We start from the raw sequence: 18,616 nt of genomic DNA, 5'->3' as shown, positions 1-18,616 counted from the left end.
TCCTCGGGCGTGAGATTCTCCTCCTCGAGCGTGGGATTCTCCTCTTCGAGCGTGGGATTCTCCTCTTCGCGCGTGGGGTTCTCCTCTTCGCGCGTGGGGTTCTCCTCTTCGAGCGTGGGATTCTCCTCCTCGAGCGTGGGATTCTCCTCCTCGGGCGTGGGATTCTCCTCCTCGGACGTGGGATTCTCCTCCCCGGGCGTGGGATTCTCCTGCCTGCGCGTGGGATTCTCCCTCTGAGTCTTTTTAATTTTTAAGAATGTTCTTAATTACTATTGTTATTCTTTATTTATTAATTGATTTAAAATATCCTTTGGTCTTTTATAAATTGTACCCGTACTCGCTCCCTCCTTTTCAAGCCCTAACCTCTTCAAAATTCCTATAGCTTGGTACCTATTTTCAAGATGTAAAAACTCATTGCATTCTTTAGTAGTAATACTAGAACTTAAAAGTAAAAAGTAATCTGCTATAGCTTTGGCATCTGCATTTAACGACCTATGTCCACAATTAATACACTCCCACCTTTTACGTTTCCTCACCATCCTATATCTTAGGCAATTATTACACCTTACCCCTGTGATTAATTCAGTAGGAGAGACACCAAATTTCTTCAAAGTATGATAATACCCCGGCCTATGATCTTCCATTAACCTCTTCTCCAACCAACCGAAATCTACAGTTTGGTTTCGGTTGGCATAGTTCTGTTCGATCTGTTTAATTTTTGTAGGAATGTTCTCGGAATGGGCTATTTTCCATTGGTGAGGGTTTCCTTGTGGAAAATTCAGTATCGTGGAGGGGTTACTGATGGCAACAAGTGGGATAATGGGATAAGAAAAAACCTTTTGAAAGTGGAGCCATTTTTCAAATTGGAGTTGATGACGTTCTACTTGCAGAAGTGGGTTTGCGATAGATTTTTTTCCTTTTTTGGCTGTTGTTTGTGTGAATTGACCGGAGTTTTCATCATAACTAAGTTCGCCTTGGAGATTTTTCACTTCAATAACAAAAGCGGCGCGAGGTGTTAACACGAGTGTGTCGATTTGGCATGGTTCGCCAAAAATAATTAAACGTACGCCTCGTATGATGTAGTATTCTTTGTGTGGCAAAAAACGAAGGTAGTAATCGAGGGTTATTTCTCCTCTATGACCGGCTTGTCTACTAGAAATACTCTCTTTCAAAACATTCCTTTTGGGATACGCCTCTTCCAACCTTTCCAGAAGGGCTTCTTCTTGCATAAGGACAATGGGTACAGCTCTGTCTTCACGTCTAATAAAAATCACTCCTTTTCCTAAAATATACAGTTGCGAACCTAAGAATGCAAAAAAAGAGCCCACCCCTAAGAGTGCGCTCTGCCTAATATTATTCTTTCACCAATGCAATCAATTCATCCACTTTATCGGTTTGCTCCCATGGGAATTGAACGTCTGTGCGACCAAAGTGTCCATATGCTGCTGTGTCGCGGTAGATCGGGCGGCGTAGGTCTAGCATTTTGATAATTCCAGCTGGGCGAAGGTCAAAGATTTTGCGTACCGCTTCAACTAGTTTCTCTTCTGATACTTTTCCTGTGCCGAACGTATCTACGGAAATCGAAACAGGTTGGGCAACGCCAATCGCGTATGCTAGCTGAACCTCACATGATTCCGATAATCCTGCTGCTACAATGTTTTTCGCAACATAGCGAGCTGCATAAGCTGCGGAGCGATCAACTTTTGTTGCATCCTTACCACTGAAGGCTCCTCCACCGTGGCGAGCATAACCTCCGTAAGTATCTACGATCAGTTTACGTCCTGTTAGACCTGCATCACCTTGTGGTCCACCGATTACGAAGCGCCCAGTTGGGTTAATGAAGTATTTTGTATCCTCATCTAGTAAATCTTTTGGTACAACTGGTCCAATGACATGTTCCTTAAGGTCTTCTTGGATTTGTTCTAATGTAACATCAGGATGGTGCTGAGTTGAGATGACAATCGTATCAATACGAACTGGCTTGTCGTTTTCATCATACTCAACTGTTACCTGTGTCTTACCGTCAGGACGCAAGTATTCTAACGTCTCATCTTTTCGAACATCAGATAAGCGTTTAGAAAGTTTGTGAGCTAAAGAAATTGGTAACGGCATAAGTTCAGGGGTTTGGTTGGAAGCATATCCAAACATTAGACCCTGGTCTCCTGCCCCAATATTTTCGATTTCTTCATCTGTCATCTGGCCTTCACGAGCCTCAAGTGCAGTATTCACACCTGCTGCGATGTCTGCAGATTGCTCATCAATTGCAGTAAGGACAGCGCATGTTTCTGCATCAAAACCAAACTTCGCACGTGTGTATCCGATATCTTTAATTGTTTGACGAACAATGGTTTGAATATCTACATATGTGTTTGTAGAAATCTCACCGGAAACTAAAATTAAACCGGTTGTTACTGTTGTTTCACAAGCTACACGAGCGTTGGGGTCATTTTTTAAAATTTCATCTAAGATTGCGTCAGAGATCTGGTCACAGATTTTGTCTGGATGTCCTTCCGTTACAGATTCTGATGTAAATAAGCGGCGATTTGCAGCCATTCCCTCGAACTCCTCCTTCAAGAAAACCTTACCTTCATCTAAAAAGATTTTCCTTCATTAATTTTTAGACGGAACTCATCACCCAGTTTCGTATTCTATGAGATAAAGAGATGGACTTTCACTTTTGTATAAAAGTGAAAGGGTCTATTCATTCCTGGTGTGTGTGTAGAAGATATAAACGAATGAAGTATAAGAAAAGTAGTTATAAAATAAAAAATCCTTTCCCACTATTTCGAGCAAAGGGAAAGGGATCCATTCGCTCTTATCGTTCAAGGCTATCTCACCTTGCATCAGGTTAGCACCTTTTCACCGTTAATGGTGACGGTTGCTGGGCTTCACAGGGGCTGTCCCTCCACCTACTCTGGATAAGAGAGTTTCCGTTCGCGATATATCATATCGTTTTCACATTCTCATGTCAACTTGTGCAGGGTTTCTCGTGCTCAATGAATACCACATGAACCATTTTTACATTTGGACTTAAATAGTCGATAACGATTTTTGGCAATGAATCGATAAACAGGTTTACCAACTATACCCGATTTGGGTATATACATAAGAATACCAAGCACGAAAGTTAATGGACATCGAATAAAAGCTACTTTCATAGCGTCATAACCAACGTGTTCCTTTTGATCTGGTGTGATTGCATGAAGTTCGGCTTTCATAGCCTTCATTTTATCTTCAGAAATAGTATGCTTTTGAGAGTACTCTTGTAGAGAAACCCATCTTAACCGATTCAACCAATCCATTTTTTCTAACCACTTCTTAGACTGTTGGCATAAAAAGCAATAACGGTCATACAGTACCATTGTTTTACGCATTTTATTCACAACCTTTATGATGGTACCAATAGTATATCAATAACATCCTCCATTCCGCATTTAATAAATACGAAAATATTAGTATGGACGATTAAGTTAATTGTGTTATACTATTTATACGTAAAATAACATATGCGTCTCATGACGATTATCATGAAACTTATGGAAAAGGCAGGTTCTCTAAGATGAATACGGTTAATCAAAAATCAAAATTAACGGATTTGTTGGCTCAATCAAATATTTGGAAAAATTTATCTGTTGCTGAATTAGTAGAGAAAGTCCTTCAACGAGGAGAAGGAAGCTTAACAGCTACAGGTGCTGTTCGTGCTGAAACCGGTCGTTATACAGGACGCTCTCCACAAGATAAATTTATTGTTGAAGATGAAGTTTCAAAAGATCTTGTAGATTGGGGATCCGTTAATCAACCGATCTCTGAAGAAATCTTTGAAGGATTATACGCTAAAGTTCTTAAATATCTGAAAGAAAAAAATGAACTCTTTGAATTTAAGGGTTTTGCTGGTTCTGATGAAAAATTCCGCTTACCACTACAGGTAATTAACGAATACGCTTGGCATAACTTATTTGCCCGCCAATTATTTATCCGTCCAACAGAGGATGAGTTGGACAATCATGAAACCGCATTCACCGTGGTATCTGCTCCTTCTTTTAAAGCAGACCCTATGGTGGATGGTACAAAATCTGAAGCCTTCATTCTAGTGTCTTTCAAACACCGTATTGTTTTAATCGGAGGTACAGAGTACGCAGGAGAAATTAAAAAATCCATCTTCTCTGTGATGAATTATTTGCTTCCGCAGCAAGATGTGCTTCCTATGCACTGCTCTGCTAACGTCGGTCAAGAAGGTGACGTAGCTCTTTTCTTTGGCCTTTCTGGAACAGGGAAAACAACATTGTCTGCTGATCCAAATCGTCGACTAATCGGTGATGATGAGCATGCATGGTCCAACAACGGTGTATTTAACATCGAAGGAGGTTGCTACGCAAAATGCATTAACCTCACTCGTGAAAAAGAGCCTCAAATCTATGATGCTATTCGATTCGGATCAGTTTTAGAAAATGTTAAGGTGGATCCAGATACAAGACACCCTAACTATGACGATACATCCTTAACTGAAAATACACGTGCAGCTTATCCAATCCAAAATATCGATAACATTGTTCAGCCTAGTTTAGCAGGTCATCCAAACACTATTATTTTCTTAACGGCTGATGCATTTGGTGTCCTTCCACCTATCTCAAAATTAACAAAAGAGCAAGCGATGTATCATTTCTTAAGCGGTTATACAAGCAAATTAGCTGGAACAGAACGAGGCGTTACATCTCCGGAAGCAACGTTCTCAACTTGCTTCGGCTCACCATTCCTACCACTTCATGCATCCACTTACGCTGAGATGCTTGGTGAAAAAATTGATCAGTTTAACGCAAATGTATTCTTAGTGAATACAGGATGGACTGGTGGCCCTTATGGTGAAGGTCACAGAATGAAGCTTTCTCATACTAGAGCCATGATTCAAGCAGCTCTTGAAGGAGAATTAAATAACAGTGAAATAGCAAAAGACCCAATCTTTGGATTAACAGTTCCTACTCACTGCCCAGGCGTACCTGATAGCGTTCTTATTCCGAAGTCAACTTGGGAGGATAAAGAACAATATGAAGAAAAAGCCCAAGAGCTTGCGATGAAATTTCATGATAACTTTAATAAATTCGATGGACTTAGTGAAGCAATTCGTAATGCTGGTCCAACTTATAAAAAATAAGACTAAAAACCCGGCTCTCTTTGTGTGAGCCGGGTTTTTTCATTCTTTAAGCCACTTTGATAATTGTTCAACTGTCCGTCTGTTTACTGAAGGTGGAAAGTAATGATCTAGATCATGATAGATCCAACTGGTGAATGGGATGTCTAATTCACGCAATCGTTCTTCTAGCATATGAGCGTGTTCGACTGAAACATTTTCATCATGAGCCCCATGAATAATTAATACCGGAGATTGTAATTCATCTAATCGAGATAAAGGGTTTCTAGCTTCATAACGCTCAGGAAACTTATTCGGAGTACCGCCTACTACACGCTTCAGCATTCTTCGTAAATCTTTCCGTTCCTTGTATGTAAGCGTCACGTCACTCACGCCTCCCCAACAAACAACTTTATGTATACCAGGTACCTCGATTGCAGTCCATAAACCCATTACACCCCCACGAGAAAATCCAAACACATTGACTATACCATTCACTTGAGGATGGGCCTGTAACAGTCTTGCACCATTATTTGCATCAGCTCGGTCCTGTAAGGCAAAATCTTCTCGACCCTCTCCTCCTAAATTTCCACGATAACACGGTGCAAACACAACAAATCCTTGAGCAGCAAATTGAATAATCCGTCCAATCCGTACCTTTCCGACATTTTTGATGCCACCTCTTAAATATAAAAAGCCAGGATAACTCCCTTTTTGTACTGGCTCTACCAAGAACCCTTTAACTCGTAAACCATCACTCCAATAGGTCACAAGAAAAACTTTTAAATTTGGATTCGGAGATGGATAACGTTGTTTTTTTATAATTGTTCCATCGATCATACCATGTCCCCTTTATATATAGGCATTCACACAATTTTATTATCGGCATACGATAGCTGTAGCTTATATTATTGATCTTACAGGAGGATGACCTGCAATGAAAAAATTACGATTGTTGTTATATGCTTCACTGGTATTTGTACTTATTTTACCCTTAGCTGCGTGTTCTAATGAGCCAACTGAAATAAGAGTGGCTGAAGTAACACGTTCTATCTTCTATGCACCACAATATGTAGCGTTAGAAAAAGGATTTTTTGAGGATGAAGGAATTTCAGTAGATTTGAAAACTACATGGGGTGGAGACAAAACTATGACCACCCTGCTATCTGATGGTGCAGATGTTGCTTTAGTAGGATCTGAAACATCTATTTATGTAAAAGCTCGTGGAGCCAATGACCCTGTTATCAACTTCGCACAACTGACTCAAACCGATGGAACCTTCTTAGTAGCACGCGAAGAACAACCAGACTTTAAATGGGAGGATCTAAAAGGTAGCACGTTCTTGGGTCAACGAAAAGGCGGCATGCCTCAGATGGTAGGAGAATATGTGCTAAAGCAAAAAGGAATCGATCCTCATGAAGACTTAAACCTTATTCAAAATGTAGAATTCGCCAATATTCCTAACGCCTTCGCATCAGGAACGGGGGATTATGTTCAGCTTTTCGAACCAACAGCTAGTGTTTTTGAGCGAGAAGGTAAAGGGCATATCGTCGCTTCGTTTGGAACTGAATCAGGTCACGTTCCCTACACCGTATTTATGGCCAAACAAAGTTACATGAATGAAAACAAAGAATCCATTGAGAAATTCACACGTGCCCTTCATAAAGCCCAAACGTGGGTTCAAGAACACAGTGCTAAAGAAATCGCAGAAGTGATCCAGCCCTACTTTGAAGATTCAGACTTAGAGCTTATTGAGATTGTCGTAGATCGTTATAAAAGCCAAGGTTCTTTCGCTACAGATCCAATCTTAGATAAAGAAGAGTGGAACAATCTAAAAGCGATTATGGATGAAGCAGGTGAGCTACCTGAAGATGTACAGCATAGCACACTCGTTAATACTGACATCGCTAAGGATGTTATTAAGAAGTAAGGAGGGAGTGCTATGGCATTCCTCGATTTAAACAATCTATCGCACCAATACTTTACCAAAAGTGGTTTTACAAAAGCGATTGAGGATATTTCACTATCCGTTGAGGAAGGTTCATTCGTCTCCTTCCTCGGCCCTAGTGGTTGCGGGAAAACTACACTACTTTCGATCGTTGCTGGATTACTTCAGCCCACTGAAGGCCAGGTTTTAATTGACCAAAAACCCTTAAAAGAACAAAAAGCTAGTATTGGTTATATGCTTCAACAAGATTACCTTTTTCCGTGGAAAACAATTGAACAAAATGTTGTGCTGGGTCCGTACATTCAAGGAGATCGATCAGAAGCAGTTAAACAAAAAGCCGCATCGATATTGAGTGAAATAGGATTGGGAAATGTTTTACAATCCTACCCTTCTCAACTTTCAGGAGGGATGCGGCAGCGAGTCGCATTAGCCAGAACATTAATGACAGATCCAAAAATTCTTTTACTCGACGAACCCTTCTCCGCTTTAGATTACCAGACAAAACTTAAATTAGAGGACTTAGTTTCTAATACCTTAAAAAGCTATAACAAGACGTCTCTACTTGTAACACATGATATCGGAGAAGCGATTGCAATGAGCGATTCCATTTATCTATTAAGTGCGAATCCTGGTCGCCTTTCAAAAAAATTTGGTGTCCCTTCTCATCTCAAAACATTATCTCCTTTTGATGCAAGACAACACAATGATTTCAATGCATTATTTCAAGACATATGGAAGGAGTTGAATAAGCTTGAGTAAAACTCCTTTATCCGATCAAAAGCGCTTCGAACAATATGAACGAAGGTTAAAAAAAGAGAAACAATCCATAAGAGTATGGCAAGTATTCATTTGTGTCTTTTTCTTTGCAGTATGGGAAATGAGTAGCCGTTTTCAGTGGGTGGATCCATTACTCTTTAGTTCTCCATCAAAAATCACTAATCTTTTAGTGAAGAAGTTTACAGATGGAAGCTTGCTCTTGCATATGCAAGTCACCTTATTTGAAACCGTGGCTGGATTTCTATTAGGTACATTTCTTGGAATTCTGTTAGCTGCGATCCTATGGTGGTTTCCTAAAGTATCCAAAATTTCTGATCCTTATCTAGTCATATTAAACGCGATGCCTAAGGTTGCCCTTGGCCCCATCATTATCGTGGCCCTAGGACCTGGATATTTCTCGATTATTGCAATGGGCGCCATTATTTCGGTTATTATCACAACGATTGTAGTCTACTCTGCATTCGAAGGTGTCGATGAGAATTATTTGAAAGTGATGAATAGCTTTGGTGCAAACCGCTATCAATGCTTTAAAGAAGCTGTGTTACCAGCATCATTTCCAACGATCATTTCAACGTTTAAAGTAAATGTCGGACTGTCATGGGTCGGCGTTATAGTAGGAGAATTTCTTGTATCGCAGAAAGGGTTAGGATATCTCATCATCTACGGATTCCAGGTCTTCGATTTCACACTCGTGTTATCAAGCCTGATGATGATCGCGATCTTCGCTGCTATTATGTATCAGCTGGTGGAACGGTTGGAGAAACGATTAATCAAGCAATAAGTAGAGGGGCTTCCATTGGAGGAAGCCTCCTTTTGAGTTTATTTGGTTTGTAGTATTAATGGAATAAAATGTTTGTAAAAAAGCAATAAAAAAACACAGCAACTAAAGAAGCTGTGTTTTTTCAATATACTCTAGGCTGCGAGGCAAAACCTTGTCCTTCATCATAAAGCTATAAGAAGGATTTTTTTCTATCGATTGAGGTAATCGATCTACCAGCACAGGGCCCTTCGTTTCAAAATAGTTTGTTTGTTTAGCCAGATCTGAAATATTCGCAAAATAAATGTTTTTAATAATGCGACCAGCTTTACCATCAACAAAATATTGACCAATATACGTTAAGTCTTCAACGATTCCTCCTGTTTCTTCACGAACCTCTCGAACGGCTGCCTCATCTGGGGTTTCCCCTTTTTCCACTTTACCTCCTGGAAACTCTAAGCCGCGATCCTTATGCTTTGTGAGTAGCCATTGACCTTGATAGCGTGCAATGACCCAAACATGCTTGGGATTCGCTGAAAAAGGATGGTGGGTAAATGAAAGTTTCACCTCATTGTTGTAATAATCATAAAAAGTGTACAAGAACGATCAACTGCCTTTAAATGCTTCATATCCAATGTTATGAGTGCTTAATTTCAATGATCTTCCATTTTCCATCCATTTGTTCAAATGTAAATTCGACCGTGTACGCACCATATAGTTCTGTTTTATTGCTTTGCTTCACATGAACTTGTCCATTCTCAGTAACTGTCTTTTCGTAATCTTCATCTTGAATGAACCAAGGTGGCGTTTCGGTTGGAACAATAAATAGATCATCATTATATTCTTTATAATAATAATCAATATATTTCTTTGCAAGCGAAGTTGTTGTTATGGATTGAAATGATTTTATTAATTCGTTTTTACTTTTGAACTTAAGTACTTTGTTTTGATCGTCTGTCTTTTGAACTAATTTCTTCATAAATTGATCCGTTAATTGGACAATATCCTCATGCTTCAAAGTCTGCCCTTTGGTAGAATGTGTATTGGTTGTAGCAAGTAGTGTTTTATCTTCTGAATGTTTACGGAAACTAACATCGGCACGATTTGAATGTGATTGTGCCTCTTTTCCTTGTGTACCTTCTGCATTAATAGAGTATGTGGATTGTTGCATGGTGAACAGGGCTGTCATAACGAAAATCAGTGTCAATATTCCTAATTTTTTTCGTATTGTTGTAGCATTCATGGATGTCTGTCCCCCCTTTTTAATCTCTTAAGATGCTCTACTTTAATTATTCCTTGTATGAGGGGGAGATAAACATCAATTTCAAAAAATTCATTTGGATGAAACTATATCTTTTCTCAACCGTACTAATATATGAGAAATACTTAAGGAGGAGACAAAATGAAGAGAGTTATAACAATGGCCGTTACTGCTATTGCCCTTATACTTGCCCTTGCAGGTTGTTCTGGTGAAGAAAAAAGCCTTCAGGATATCTACAATAACGCAATTGAGGCTAGCAATGATCTGAATAGCTATCAAATGGATATGAACATGGATATGGATATGTCCATGCCTGGTATTCCTGCACAAAAAACAACGATTACTACAAAAGGTAAAGTTGTAATAGATCCAATGGCGCTACATCAAACTATGGAGATCATGGGGCAATCCGTTGAGATGTATTACACAGAGAATGGCATGTATATGCAACAACCTGGTACAGATCAATGGTTAAAGGCTCCAAAAAATATGATGGATCAATTAACACAAATGAGTCAGGCACAACAAAAGCCTGGTGAACAATTAAAACAACTGAAAAAATACGTAGAAGACTTTAATCTAGAGGAGAAAGAAAACAGCTATGTGTTATCTGTTTCTTCTTCTGAAGATAAAATGAAAGGTTTTGTAAAAGAGATGCTCCAGCAAAACCTCCCAAATAACGCATTAAATGAAGATGTATTAAAAAGCATTTCGATTAAGAAACTAGACTATAAGTTTACGGTTAATAAAGATAATTATTACCCTAAGGCTCTTGATTTGAGTATGGATCTTGAAATTGAACAAAATGGTGAAAAATCTATTATTAAAGAAAAAATTCATGCAACATATAGCAAGTATAATGAATTCGAAGAAATTACTGTTCCAGAAGAAGTGAAAAAGAACGCACAAGAAATGCCTATGGGGCCGTCATAAGGCGAAACCTACTTTAAAGGTATCAAACATCATAAAGCACGTAAAAAGGCTATGACAGAATGTCATAGCCTTTTTGATTGATTACTATTTTTTTAGATTCGCTGACTTAGCATCCTCTTTCAATGCTATCAGAAGCGACCAAACCATAAAGAGCAGTATGATCGCGAACGGGAAGGCTGACACAATCGCCGCAGTTTGTAACGCACCTAAACCTCCTGATGCCAATAGAACTGCTGCAATTGAGGCTTGAATAACTCCCCAGCTTAACTTAACTACGTTAGGTGGGTTTAAACTACCGTTTGTCGTCTGCATACCTAAAACAAATGTTGCAGAGTCTGCGGAAGTGATAAAGAATGTGCTAATTAACACAATCGCAATAATCGTTAAAATCAAGCCCATAGGAAGTGCTTCAAATGTACCGAATAGTGCTTGTTCAGCAGGTAAGCTTGTTAAACCGATATCTGGAGTATCTAGTTCTTGTTTTAAGCTAGTACCACCGAATACAGCAAACCAAAATGCACTAAAGATACTTGGTACGATCAGAACCCCCATAACAAATTCACGAATACTGCGTCCTTTTGATACGCGGGCAATAAATGTCCCAACGAATGGAGACCAAGAAATAAACCATGCCCAATAGAATACAGTCCAACCTTGAATCCATCCATTGTGCTCTGCACTTAACGGAGCCATTTGGAATGTCATCATCGGTAGGTTTTGGAAATAAGCTCCTAATGTTGTAGTGAAAGAATCCATAATAAATACAGTTGGACCTAACACAAGTGTTGCTGCGACCAAGCCAATCGCAAGAACAATATTAATATTACTTAAATACTTAATCCCTTTACTTAAGCCACTCCATGCTGAAATCATAAACAACACAGTAACGATGGCAATGATAACAAATTGAGTCGTTAGATTGTTTGGAATTGCTGTAATATAAGATAATCCACCAGAGATTTGCTTTGCTCCAAGTCCAAGTGATGTTGCGACACCAAAGATTGTTGCAAATACAGCAATTACGTCAATTGCTTTACCGATTGGTCCATTTGCACGTTCTCCCAGTAACGGTTGGAATGTAGCAGAAATAACACCAGGTACATTACGACGAAACTTGAAATACCCGATTGCTAAAGCAATTACAGTGTATATCGCCCAAACATGAAAGCCCCAGTGGAAGAATGCATAACGTAAGGCTTTTTTGGCTGCTTCGGTTGACTCTGGATCACCAGTTGGTGGGCTTGCAAAGTGGGCAAGTGGTTCTGCTGATCCCCAGAATACAAGTCCAATTCCCATACCAGCACTGAACAGCATGGCAAACCAAGTTATTTTATTATACTCAGGCTTCTCATTGGGTTGACCCAAGCGTAACTTTCCATACGGACTGAAAATTAAATATACTGAAAAGATGAGAAATATAGCTACTGTAAGTAAATAAAACCAACCAAACTTAGCTGATAAGAATGCTTGAATTTTTCCTGTTTGGTCTCCTAAGTTTTCTGGAGCGATAATTCCCCATAGGACAAATACCGCTGCAATTGCAATTGAAATCCAAAATACAGGTGTGACTTTTTTCATGAAATCCCCTTTCATAGGTCAGATGTAACAATATGTAAAGTTTAAACTGTACATTTGATACAAACGATTTGTTCCGGATGTAAGTTTAACATTTTTCATGCTAAAGTCAACGATTAAGACACAAACTACATAAAATTTTGATAGACCATATCTATGTTATTCTCACTATTAAAGGCTTTATCAAAGCTGATTTCTCAGTCATTTCAAAGGATTCAGATCATGTAAGGATTATTTTCTGATAAGTCGGTTAACGTCATTGCTAAACCAAATATTTATGATGAGAAAAACCCTTTAGATTACTCCAAAGGGTTTTTCTCATCATAAATTTCATCTGGTTCTTCATCCTGCTTCATACCAATTTCTTCGATAAATGCTTTTGTTTTTTCATCGCCCAGATCATAGATCATTTGATAAGCATGTCTCATCTCATAATCATATTCATCATTATCTTCATCCTTTGAATAATGACGATAAGGGACATGAGACCTCCAAAATGAACGTTCATCTGCATTGAATACTTCATTCAAAACCTGACGTAAACGGAACATCTCTTCCTCTGTGGCTTGAATCGTAAAAGCATCATTGTTCCCTTCTTTAATTTGAGATATCTCTTGTGAACCTAAGTTTATATAAAATGTCTTCTTCTCTTCTTCCATCTAATCACCCTCCTACTGTTTACTTTTTGCTTTATTTTTAATAATTATGAACAACATTTCTAAAAACTTGCATAAGGTAATGTACAAAGTGAGGGTTTTACTAAGAGAAAGGAAGATAAGGATGAAATTTGCTGATGACCTTTTAGCGTTATATAAAAAACACTTTTCAAAGGAAGATCATTTACCGATTTTTGTTTATTCCATATTAGAACAGTTAGACCACGATGATTTGATTCACATACTGAAAGACTGCAAAAAAGAGGAGCTTCAAGACCTTGTTGCTTCATCGGTCCTAGAGTATATTGATTGCAATAAAAAGAAAACGCTTACACCGACACGTTTTCAACCTATTGAGCAGAAAAGGAAGAAAATTCATTAACACCCTTTATACACCTATTTATAAAAATTTTAGTAGAAATATTGCACAAATCTCTCAATAGAGGTATATTTTTGAGCAAAATACGATATAATAGAGGTAAGATAAGACTTATGGTTGTCAGTTATCTTAAAATCTCCTGTAAACAGAGCGCATGGACGTCACCTGCGCTCTTTTTTTGTGTTCTTTTTTTAGTTCTAGATAAAAAACCCCAAACCATTAAGGACGGTTGGGGCAAGTTCGGCAATATTTACTGTCATCATTCATTCTATAAGTAAGACAACATAACTTCCTCATATGAGCTCCATCAGGCTGACAAGGCTGGTATTGTAATTGAGCAAGTGGGTTACGCTTACTTTGAAAGATATCTCCACTCAGGTCATCCTTAATCACTTTAAAATCCTCTTGAGCCTGCGTCTGAATCTCATCATTCGCTATCTTAGAATAATACTGTTCATAAAACCAGTAGATATAAATAGCTAAGTTCTCCCACATGGTTGTCATAGGTAATTTCGTAATATGATGGACATTTTGAAAAAGCGGAAGAATCATTTCTTGAATTAATAACGTTACCTGCTCTTTAACCCACTCTTCACGATCTTGATCCCCTTGAACACTATTTAAGGCATTATCATTCTTCCACTTCGGAAACCAAAGGGAATTTTCATCCAAACGAATCATTTTAATACCTTCACTATCTAGACCAGGCATCTTGGAAAATAAGGTCATCGGTACCAAATAAGTTGTAACCATATAAATCCCAATTCGCTTTGTAAACATTGAAGCAGTCGCAAGCTTATCCTCAGATGTCCAATACACATGAAGTTTATCTAAAAGCGTTTGAAGCCCTTCTTTTGTAAATAACTCTTCTCCATACACAATATCAAGTGGCGTTTCATGGTCATCTGCTTTAGGATTATAATATTTAAAATGTTCACTAAGCAATTGAACCTCTTCTTGTCTTAAAGTAGTCATATCCTCACCCACTTTGTCTTTGCTGCTGTATGAGACAACGACCTCTTCCATGTGGAATGCACATTGGCGTACCGAATAAAGGATCAGTCATAACATTACATGTCATCTCAAAAACATCTTGAACGAATTGACATGTTACAACATCTTCAGGTTTACCTTGAGCATAAATACCACGTTCTTTAAGGGCAACGATATGATTAGCATACCGAGATGCTAAGTTCAGATCATGTAAAACCATCACAATGGTCTTACCTTCTCGCTCATTGAGTTCAAATAATAAGTCCAGAATCTCAATTTGATACGTCATATCCAAGTATGTTGTCGGCTCATCAAGAAGGATAATATCCGTATCCTGAGCTAACGTCATAGCAATCCATGCACGTTGACGCTGTCCACCTGATAGCGAATCAACACTACGTTCTTTGAATTCAGTCATATTGGTTACACGAAGGGCTTCTTCTACAGCTTCTTCATCTTCATTTGACCATTGTTTAAACCATGATTGGTACGGATATCTACCTTGTTTCACTAGTTGAAGAACGGTCAAGCCTTCTGGGGTTACTGGGCTCTGTGGTAAAATAGCTAATTGTTTTGCCACTTCTTTTGTAGATAGCTTTGCAATAGCTTCACCATCAAGAACAACCTCTCCATCCTTCGGTTTTAATAATCGAGCCATGGAACGAAGTAACGTTGACTTCCCGCAACCATTTCCCCCTACAAAAACTGTAATTTCACCTTCAGGAATATCAATATCAAGAGAGTCAATTATCGTTTCCTCTCCATAACCTAATATTAAATCTTTCGTTGTTAAAGAGTTCATGTCCATCTCTCCTTTTATGACCTCTTACTTCTGAAAAGTAAGTAAATGAAGTAAGGGGCACCTATCGAAGCTGTGAATACACCAGCCGGTACTTCAAGCGGTAGGAAAACAGTACGCCCAATTAAGTCAGCTCCCATAACAAGGATGCCTCCAATTAAAGCAGATATTGGAATTAGTGCACCATAGGAAGAACCTACAAGTCTTCTTGCAATGTGAGGTGCCATTAATCCAACAAAACCAACTCCGCCTGCAAACGAAACAGCAACCCCTGCAAGTGCTGTACTAATGATTAAAAACAATAAGCGATCACGTTGTAAATGCGATCCAACTCCAGCTGCAAGGTCGTCTCCAAGCTCTTGGACATTAATTCTCCTTGCAATCAATAAGGCTATAATGACTAAAACAAGTGTTACTGGTGCAATTATATTTACATGGTCCCAATTCGCTCCATAAACACTTCCAGTTAACCAAATGTTAGCTTGAGAAGCGCGGTATATTGGACCAAGAATCATTCCTAATGTTGTGAGTGCTTGTGTTAAAGATGATAGCCCAATTCCAATTAAGATAATTCGAATCGGCGAAACACCGCCTTGATAAGCTAATATATAAACAAGTAATCCAATAATCATAGCGCCTAAAAACGCTGCAACAGGTTGCCAATGAATACTTACAGATAACGAATCACTTTTATCACTAAATAGGGTTAGGAACATAACTACGGCAAAAGACCCGCCGCCTGTAATTCCTATGATATCAGGTGATGCAAGTGGGTTTCGAATCATTCCTTGCAAAATAGCCCCACTAGTAGCCAGGCCAATACCTACAAATAAAGCAACTAATAACCTAGGAAGTCTAAGTGTTGTAATGATAAAGGAATGCATTTTTTCCCCGTTACCCATAATAACCTGAAACACATCACTTGGATACACAATGTATTCACCAAGTGATACAGATAGATAGGCAATAATTAAAGCTACTAAGAAAAATAAACTAAAATATCCTAATCCTTTTTTATCTAAGAAGAAAGAGAAACGACTTGTTCGAAATGAAATATATTTTCTCATGTGGATTTCAATCCTTTACGAGCGATGTAAATAAAGAATGGTGTGCCAATGATCGCTGTCATAACTCCTACAGGAACCTCTTGTGGCATGATGATAAATCGTGCGCTTACATCTGCTAGTAGAAGTAAAATACCACCGAGAATTGCACTGTATGGTAATAACCATCTGTAATCATAGCCAACAATACTGCGGGCAAAGTGAGGCACTACAATCCCTATAAATCCTATAGGTCCTGCTACAGCAACAGCTCCACCAGCTAAAAGTACAATTAAAATGCCTGCACCTACTTTGATCCAACCTGTCTTTTGACCAAGCCCTTTAGCTACATCTTCACCCATCGTTAAGATGTTGATGTGCCTACTAATAAGAAGTGTTCCAATCCAAGCTAGCACAAAGTAAGGAAAAATGGATTTTAGGTACTCAATATCCCTACCTTGAATAGAACCAGCAAGCCATAATAACACTTCATCTAAAGCCTTTTCATTTAGTACGAGGATTCCTTGTGTAAAAGAACTAAATAAACCAGCTATCGCTGCCCCTGCTAAAGTGAGACGAACCGGCGTTAGGCCTTCTCGACCGTAGGAACCGATTGCATATACGATAATTGCTGCAAAAGCTGCACCAGCAAAGGAAATCCAAGCCATTTGGCTTAATGGAAGTGTTCTAGAAAAAGCAACGGCGAGGACGACAAAGAAAGAAGCTCCTGCGTTAACTCCAAAAATCCCAGGTGAAGCAAGTGGGTTCCTTGTAAGTGCTTGCATAAGTGCTCCAGCTATAGCGAGTGATGCGCCTACACAAGTCGCCATAAGGACTCTTGATAATCGCTCGTTTCGAATGACAATGTGCGTATTAGATCCATCAAAAGCTGTAAATGCATGGTAAACATCCATATATGAAACGTCTGTATATCCTAAGACTAAGCTCAGCCACATACATATCAATAAAATGAATGTACCAATAATAAATCCAATGCCTTTTAATCTTGTTGACTCGAATAACATGGTCGTTTCTCCTTAACATACATACGTTCTACCACTTTTAAGTCTAGGAGTCTATAAGCTCTGTGTCAACGATTTTGAGAATCATTTTCAATAATTGTTGAAATTTATTCTCATTTAGTATTGACGGAGGGACCTCTATAGGCTAATATACTAATTGGTATTGAGAATCATATTCAATTAGGAGGACATAACACAATGAAAATATCATTTAAAGGCTTTATACTTACATTTATATTGGTATTAGGCGCAAGCATGCTAGCTGCATGTGGATCAGCTAACGAAGAATCTTCAGATAACCAATCTCAGTCTGATTCCAATAAAGAAAAGGAAAGCAGTTTTGAGCCATATACAGTTGAACACGCTATGGGTGAAACAACTGTTAAGGAAAAGCCAGAAAACGTGGTTATTCTTACAAACGAAGGTACAGAAGCATTACTAGCACTTGGTGTTACACCAGTAGGCGCTGTTAAATCATGGACAGGCGATCCTTGGTATGACCATATTTCTGACAAAATGGAAGGCGTTGAAGTTGTTGGTACTGAGTCAAACGTAAACATTGAGAAAATCGCTTCATTAAACCCTGATCTTATTATCGGTAACAAACTTCGCCAAGAGAAAATTTATGATCAACTTAATGAGATTGCACCTACAATCTTCTCTGAAACCCTTAAAGGTGAATGGCAAGACAACTTCAAAGTATATGCTAAAGCTCTAAACAAGCAAGAAAAAGGTCAAGAACTTCTCAAGCAATTTGATGAAAGCTTAAATAGCTTTGCTGAAAAAGCTGGGGACAAACTAAACCAGAAAGTTTCTGTGGTTCGCTTCTTACCTGACCACGCACGTATTTACATGAAAGATTCTTTCTCAGGTGTAATTCTAGAGAAAATTGGTTTTGAACGTCCAGCTCCACAAGATAAGAACAAATTCATGGAAAAAGCAACGAAAGAGCGCATCCCAGACATGGATGGTGACATCATGTTCTACTTCACTTATGAAACTGGTGACGGTGCAGCAACTCAACTTGAAGAAGAGTGGACAAACGATCCATTATTCAAGAACTTAGAAGTTTCTAAAGAAGGCAATGTTCACAAAGTTAGTGACGCTATTTGGAACACAGCTGGCGGAATCCTTGCAGCTCGTGAAATGGTAAGTGACTTAGAAGAAATCATGCTTAAAAACGAAGAATAACCCCATTAAAAAGCTTGCCTCGTTTATTGGAGGCAAGCTTTTTTCATTTGACAATTCCTCATTATAGCCCCCTTATGTGGAAGACTTGGATTCGAGATAAGTTGAGTATGGTTCCGTTACTTTAGTGGAGAGCGGCGGGCTGTGGAACGGGTTGCTT

The 18,616-nt window shown here is 38.8% G+C and carries 20 protein-coding genes and 1 riboswitch; of the genes, 8 read left to right on the top strand and 12 right to left on the bottom strand.

The window, feature by feature from the left end:
* The coding region (locus H514_RS25105) for a hypothetical protein (protein WP_036849534.1) at positions 1-254 on the top strand (254 nt) is incomplete at its 5' end.
* Positions 255-275: 21 nt separating this feature from the next.
* Here the strand turns inward: H514_RS25105 and H514_RS0121895 are convergent.
* From H514_RS0121895 to H514_RS0121885, 3 genes are all read right to left on the bottom strand, one after another.
* Positions 276-1,274 (bottom strand): nuclease-related domain-containing protein, encoded by a 999-nt coding sequence (locus H514_RS0121895; RefSeq protein ID WP_027448894.1) that lies wholly within the window; start codon positions 1,272-1,274, stop codon positions 276-278.
* A 79-nt stretch (positions 1,275-1,353) separates the two neighbouring features.
* Positions 1,354-2,553: a methionine adenosyltransferase gene (metK, locus tag H514_RS0121890; RefSeq protein ID WP_027448893.1), complete on the bottom strand. Its 1,200-nt coding sequence runs from the start codon at positions 2,551-2,553 to the stop codon at positions 1,354-1,356.
* Positions 2,554-2,812: 259 nt separating this feature from the next.
* Positions 2,813-2,925, bottom strand: a riboswitch (SAM riboswitch).
* 68 nt (positions 2,926-2,993) lie between these two features.
* A complete protein-coding gene (locus tag H514_RS0121885; RefSeq protein ID WP_036843511.1) occupies positions 2,994-3,374 on the bottom strand; it encodes a thiol-disulfide oxidoreductase DCC family protein in 381 nt (126 codons plus the stop codon).
* Between the two features lie 185 nt (positions 3,375-3,559).
* On the opposite strand from H514_RS0121885, the gene pckA reads away from it, so the two are divergent.
* Positions 3,560-5,149, top strand: a complete 1,590-nt coding sequence (pckA, locus tag H514_RS0121880) for a phosphoenolpyruvate carboxykinase (ATP) (protein WP_027448891.1) — start codon at positions 3,560-3,562, stop codon at positions 5,147-5,149.
* A 39-nt stretch (positions 5,150-5,188) separates the two neighbouring features.
* Here the strand turns inward: pckA and H514_RS0121875 are convergent, their stop codons facing one another.
* Positions 5,189-5,962, bottom strand: coding sequence for an alpha/beta hydrolase family protein (locus H514_RS0121875; protein ID WP_027448890.1), 774 nt, complete (start codon positions 5,960-5,962; stop codon positions 5,189-5,191).
* Positions 5,963-6,062: 100 nt separating this feature from the next.
* Between H514_RS0121875 and H514_RS0121870 the strand changes: the two genes are divergently transcribed.
* Genes H514_RS0121870 through H514_RS0121860 form a run of 3 tightly spaced genes read left to right on the top strand, consistent with a single transcriptional unit; the run spans position 6,063 to position 8,631 of the window.
* Complete coding sequence (locus tag H514_RS0121870) at positions 6,063-7,055, top strand: ABC transporter substrate-binding protein (protein ID WP_027448889.1); 993 nt, start codon at positions 6,063-6,065, stop codon at positions 7,053-7,055.
* Between the two features lie 12 nt (positions 7,056-7,067).
* The gene (locus H514_RS0121865; RefSeq protein ID WP_027448888.1) at positions 7,068-7,832 is read left to right on the top strand and encodes an ABC transporter ATP-binding protein; all 765 of its coding nucleotides are present in this window, start codon (positions 7,068-7,070) and stop codon (positions 7,830-7,832) included.
* Positions 7,825-8,631 (top strand): ABC transporter permease, encoded by an 807-nt coding sequence (locus H514_RS0121860; protein WP_027448887.1) that lies wholly within the window; start codon positions 7,825-7,827, stop codon positions 8,629-8,631. Before H514_RS0121865 ends, H514_RS0121860 begins: the two co-directional genes overlap by 8 nt.
* 102 nt (positions 8,632-8,733) lie before the next feature.
* Here the strand turns inward: H514_RS0121860 and ytkD are convergent, their stop codons facing one another.
* Positions 8,734-9,207: an RNA deprotection pyrophosphohydrolase gene (gene ytkD / locus H514_RS0121855; RefSeq protein WP_027448886.1), complete on the bottom strand. Its 474-nt coding sequence runs from the start codon at positions 9,205-9,207 to the stop codon at positions 8,734-8,736.
* 37 nt (positions 9,208-9,244) lie between these two features.
* On the bottom strand, positions 9,245-9,850 hold the full coding sequence (locus H514_RS23745) for a hypothetical protein (RefSeq protein WP_051255283.1): 606 nt from the start codon (positions 9,848-9,850) through the stop codon (positions 9,245-9,247).
* A gap of 159 nt (positions 9,851-10,009) precedes the next feature.
* On the opposite strand from H514_RS23745, the gene H514_RS0121845 reads away from it, so the two are divergent.
* Positions 10,010-10,801, top strand: a complete 792-nt coding sequence (locus tag H514_RS0121845; protein WP_027448885.1) for a DUF6612 family protein — start codon at positions 10,010-10,012, stop codon at positions 10,799-10,801.
* An 84-nt stretch (positions 10,802-10,885) separates the two neighbouring features.
* On the opposite strand, the gene H514_RS0121840 is transcribed toward H514_RS0121845, so the two are convergent.
* Both H514_RS0121840 and H514_RS0121835 read right to left on the bottom strand, forming a co-directional pair.
* The gene (locus H514_RS0121840) at positions 10,886-12,379 is read right to left on the bottom strand and encodes a glycine betaine uptake BCCT transporter (protein WP_027448884.1); all 1,494 of its coding nucleotides are present in this window, start codon (positions 12,377-12,379) and stop codon (positions 10,886-10,888) included.
* A 296-nt stretch (positions 12,380-12,675) separates the two neighbouring features.
* Positions 12,676-13,035: a hypothetical protein gene (locus tag H514_RS0121835; protein WP_027448883.1), complete on the bottom strand. Its 360-nt coding sequence runs from the start codon at positions 13,033-13,035 to the stop codon at positions 12,676-12,678.
* A gap of 121 nt (positions 13,036-13,156) precedes the next feature.
* Between H514_RS0121835 and H514_RS0121830 the strand changes: the two genes are divergently transcribed.
* Positions 13,157-13,414: a DUF6154 family protein gene (locus H514_RS0121830; RefSeq protein ID WP_027448882.1), complete on the top strand. Its 258-nt coding sequence runs from the start codon at positions 13,157-13,159 to the stop codon at positions 13,412-13,414.
* A gap of 216 nt (positions 13,415-13,630) precedes the next feature.
* Here the strand turns inward: H514_RS0121830 and H514_RS0121825 are convergent, their stop codons facing one another.
* Genes H514_RS0121825 through H514_RS0121810 form a run of 4 tightly spaced genes read right to left on the bottom strand, consistent with a single transcriptional unit; the run spans position 13,631 to position 17,271 of the window.
* Positions 13,631-14,386: an IucA/IucC family C-terminal-domain containing protein gene (locus tag H514_RS0121825; RefSeq protein WP_027448881.1), complete on the bottom strand. Its 756-nt coding sequence runs from the start codon at positions 14,384-14,386 to the stop codon at positions 13,631-13,633.
* A 4-nt stretch (positions 14,387-14,390) separates the two neighbouring features.
* Complete coding sequence (locus tag H514_RS0121820) at positions 14,391-15,206, bottom strand: ABC transporter ATP-binding protein (RefSeq protein ID WP_027448880.1); 816 nt, start codon at positions 15,204-15,206, stop codon at positions 14,391-14,393.
* A gap of 14 nt (positions 15,207-15,220) precedes the next feature.
* On the bottom strand, positions 15,221-16,270 hold the full coding sequence (locus H514_RS0121815; protein WP_027448879.1) for a FecCD family ABC transporter permease: 1,050 nt from the start codon (positions 16,268-16,270) through the stop codon (positions 15,221-15,223).
* Positions 16,267-17,271 (bottom strand): FecCD family ABC transporter permease, encoded by a 1,005-nt coding sequence (locus H514_RS0121810; RefSeq protein WP_027448878.1) that lies wholly within the window; start codon positions 17,269-17,271, stop codon positions 16,267-16,269. Before H514_RS0121810 ends, H514_RS0121815 begins: the two co-directional genes overlap by 4 nt.
* Positions 17,272-17,466: 195 nt before the next feature.
* On the opposite strand from H514_RS0121810, the gene H514_RS0121805 reads away from it, so the two are divergent.
* Complete coding sequence (locus H514_RS0121805) at positions 17,467-18,459, top strand: ABC transporter substrate-binding protein (protein ID WP_027448877.1); 993 nt, start codon at positions 17,467-17,469, stop codon at positions 18,457-18,459.
* The last annotated feature ends 157 nt before the right edge of the window (positions 18,460-18,616 follow it).

Source organism: Pontibacillus marinus BH030004 = DSM 16465, from assembly GCF_000425225.1.
In the GTDB taxonomy this organism is placed as follows: Bacteria; Bacillota; Bacilli; order Bacillales; family BH030062; genus Pontibacillus; species Pontibacillus marinus.
Note: the sequence above shows the minus strand (reverse complement) of the source record. Positions and strands in the feature narration are given on the sequence as shown.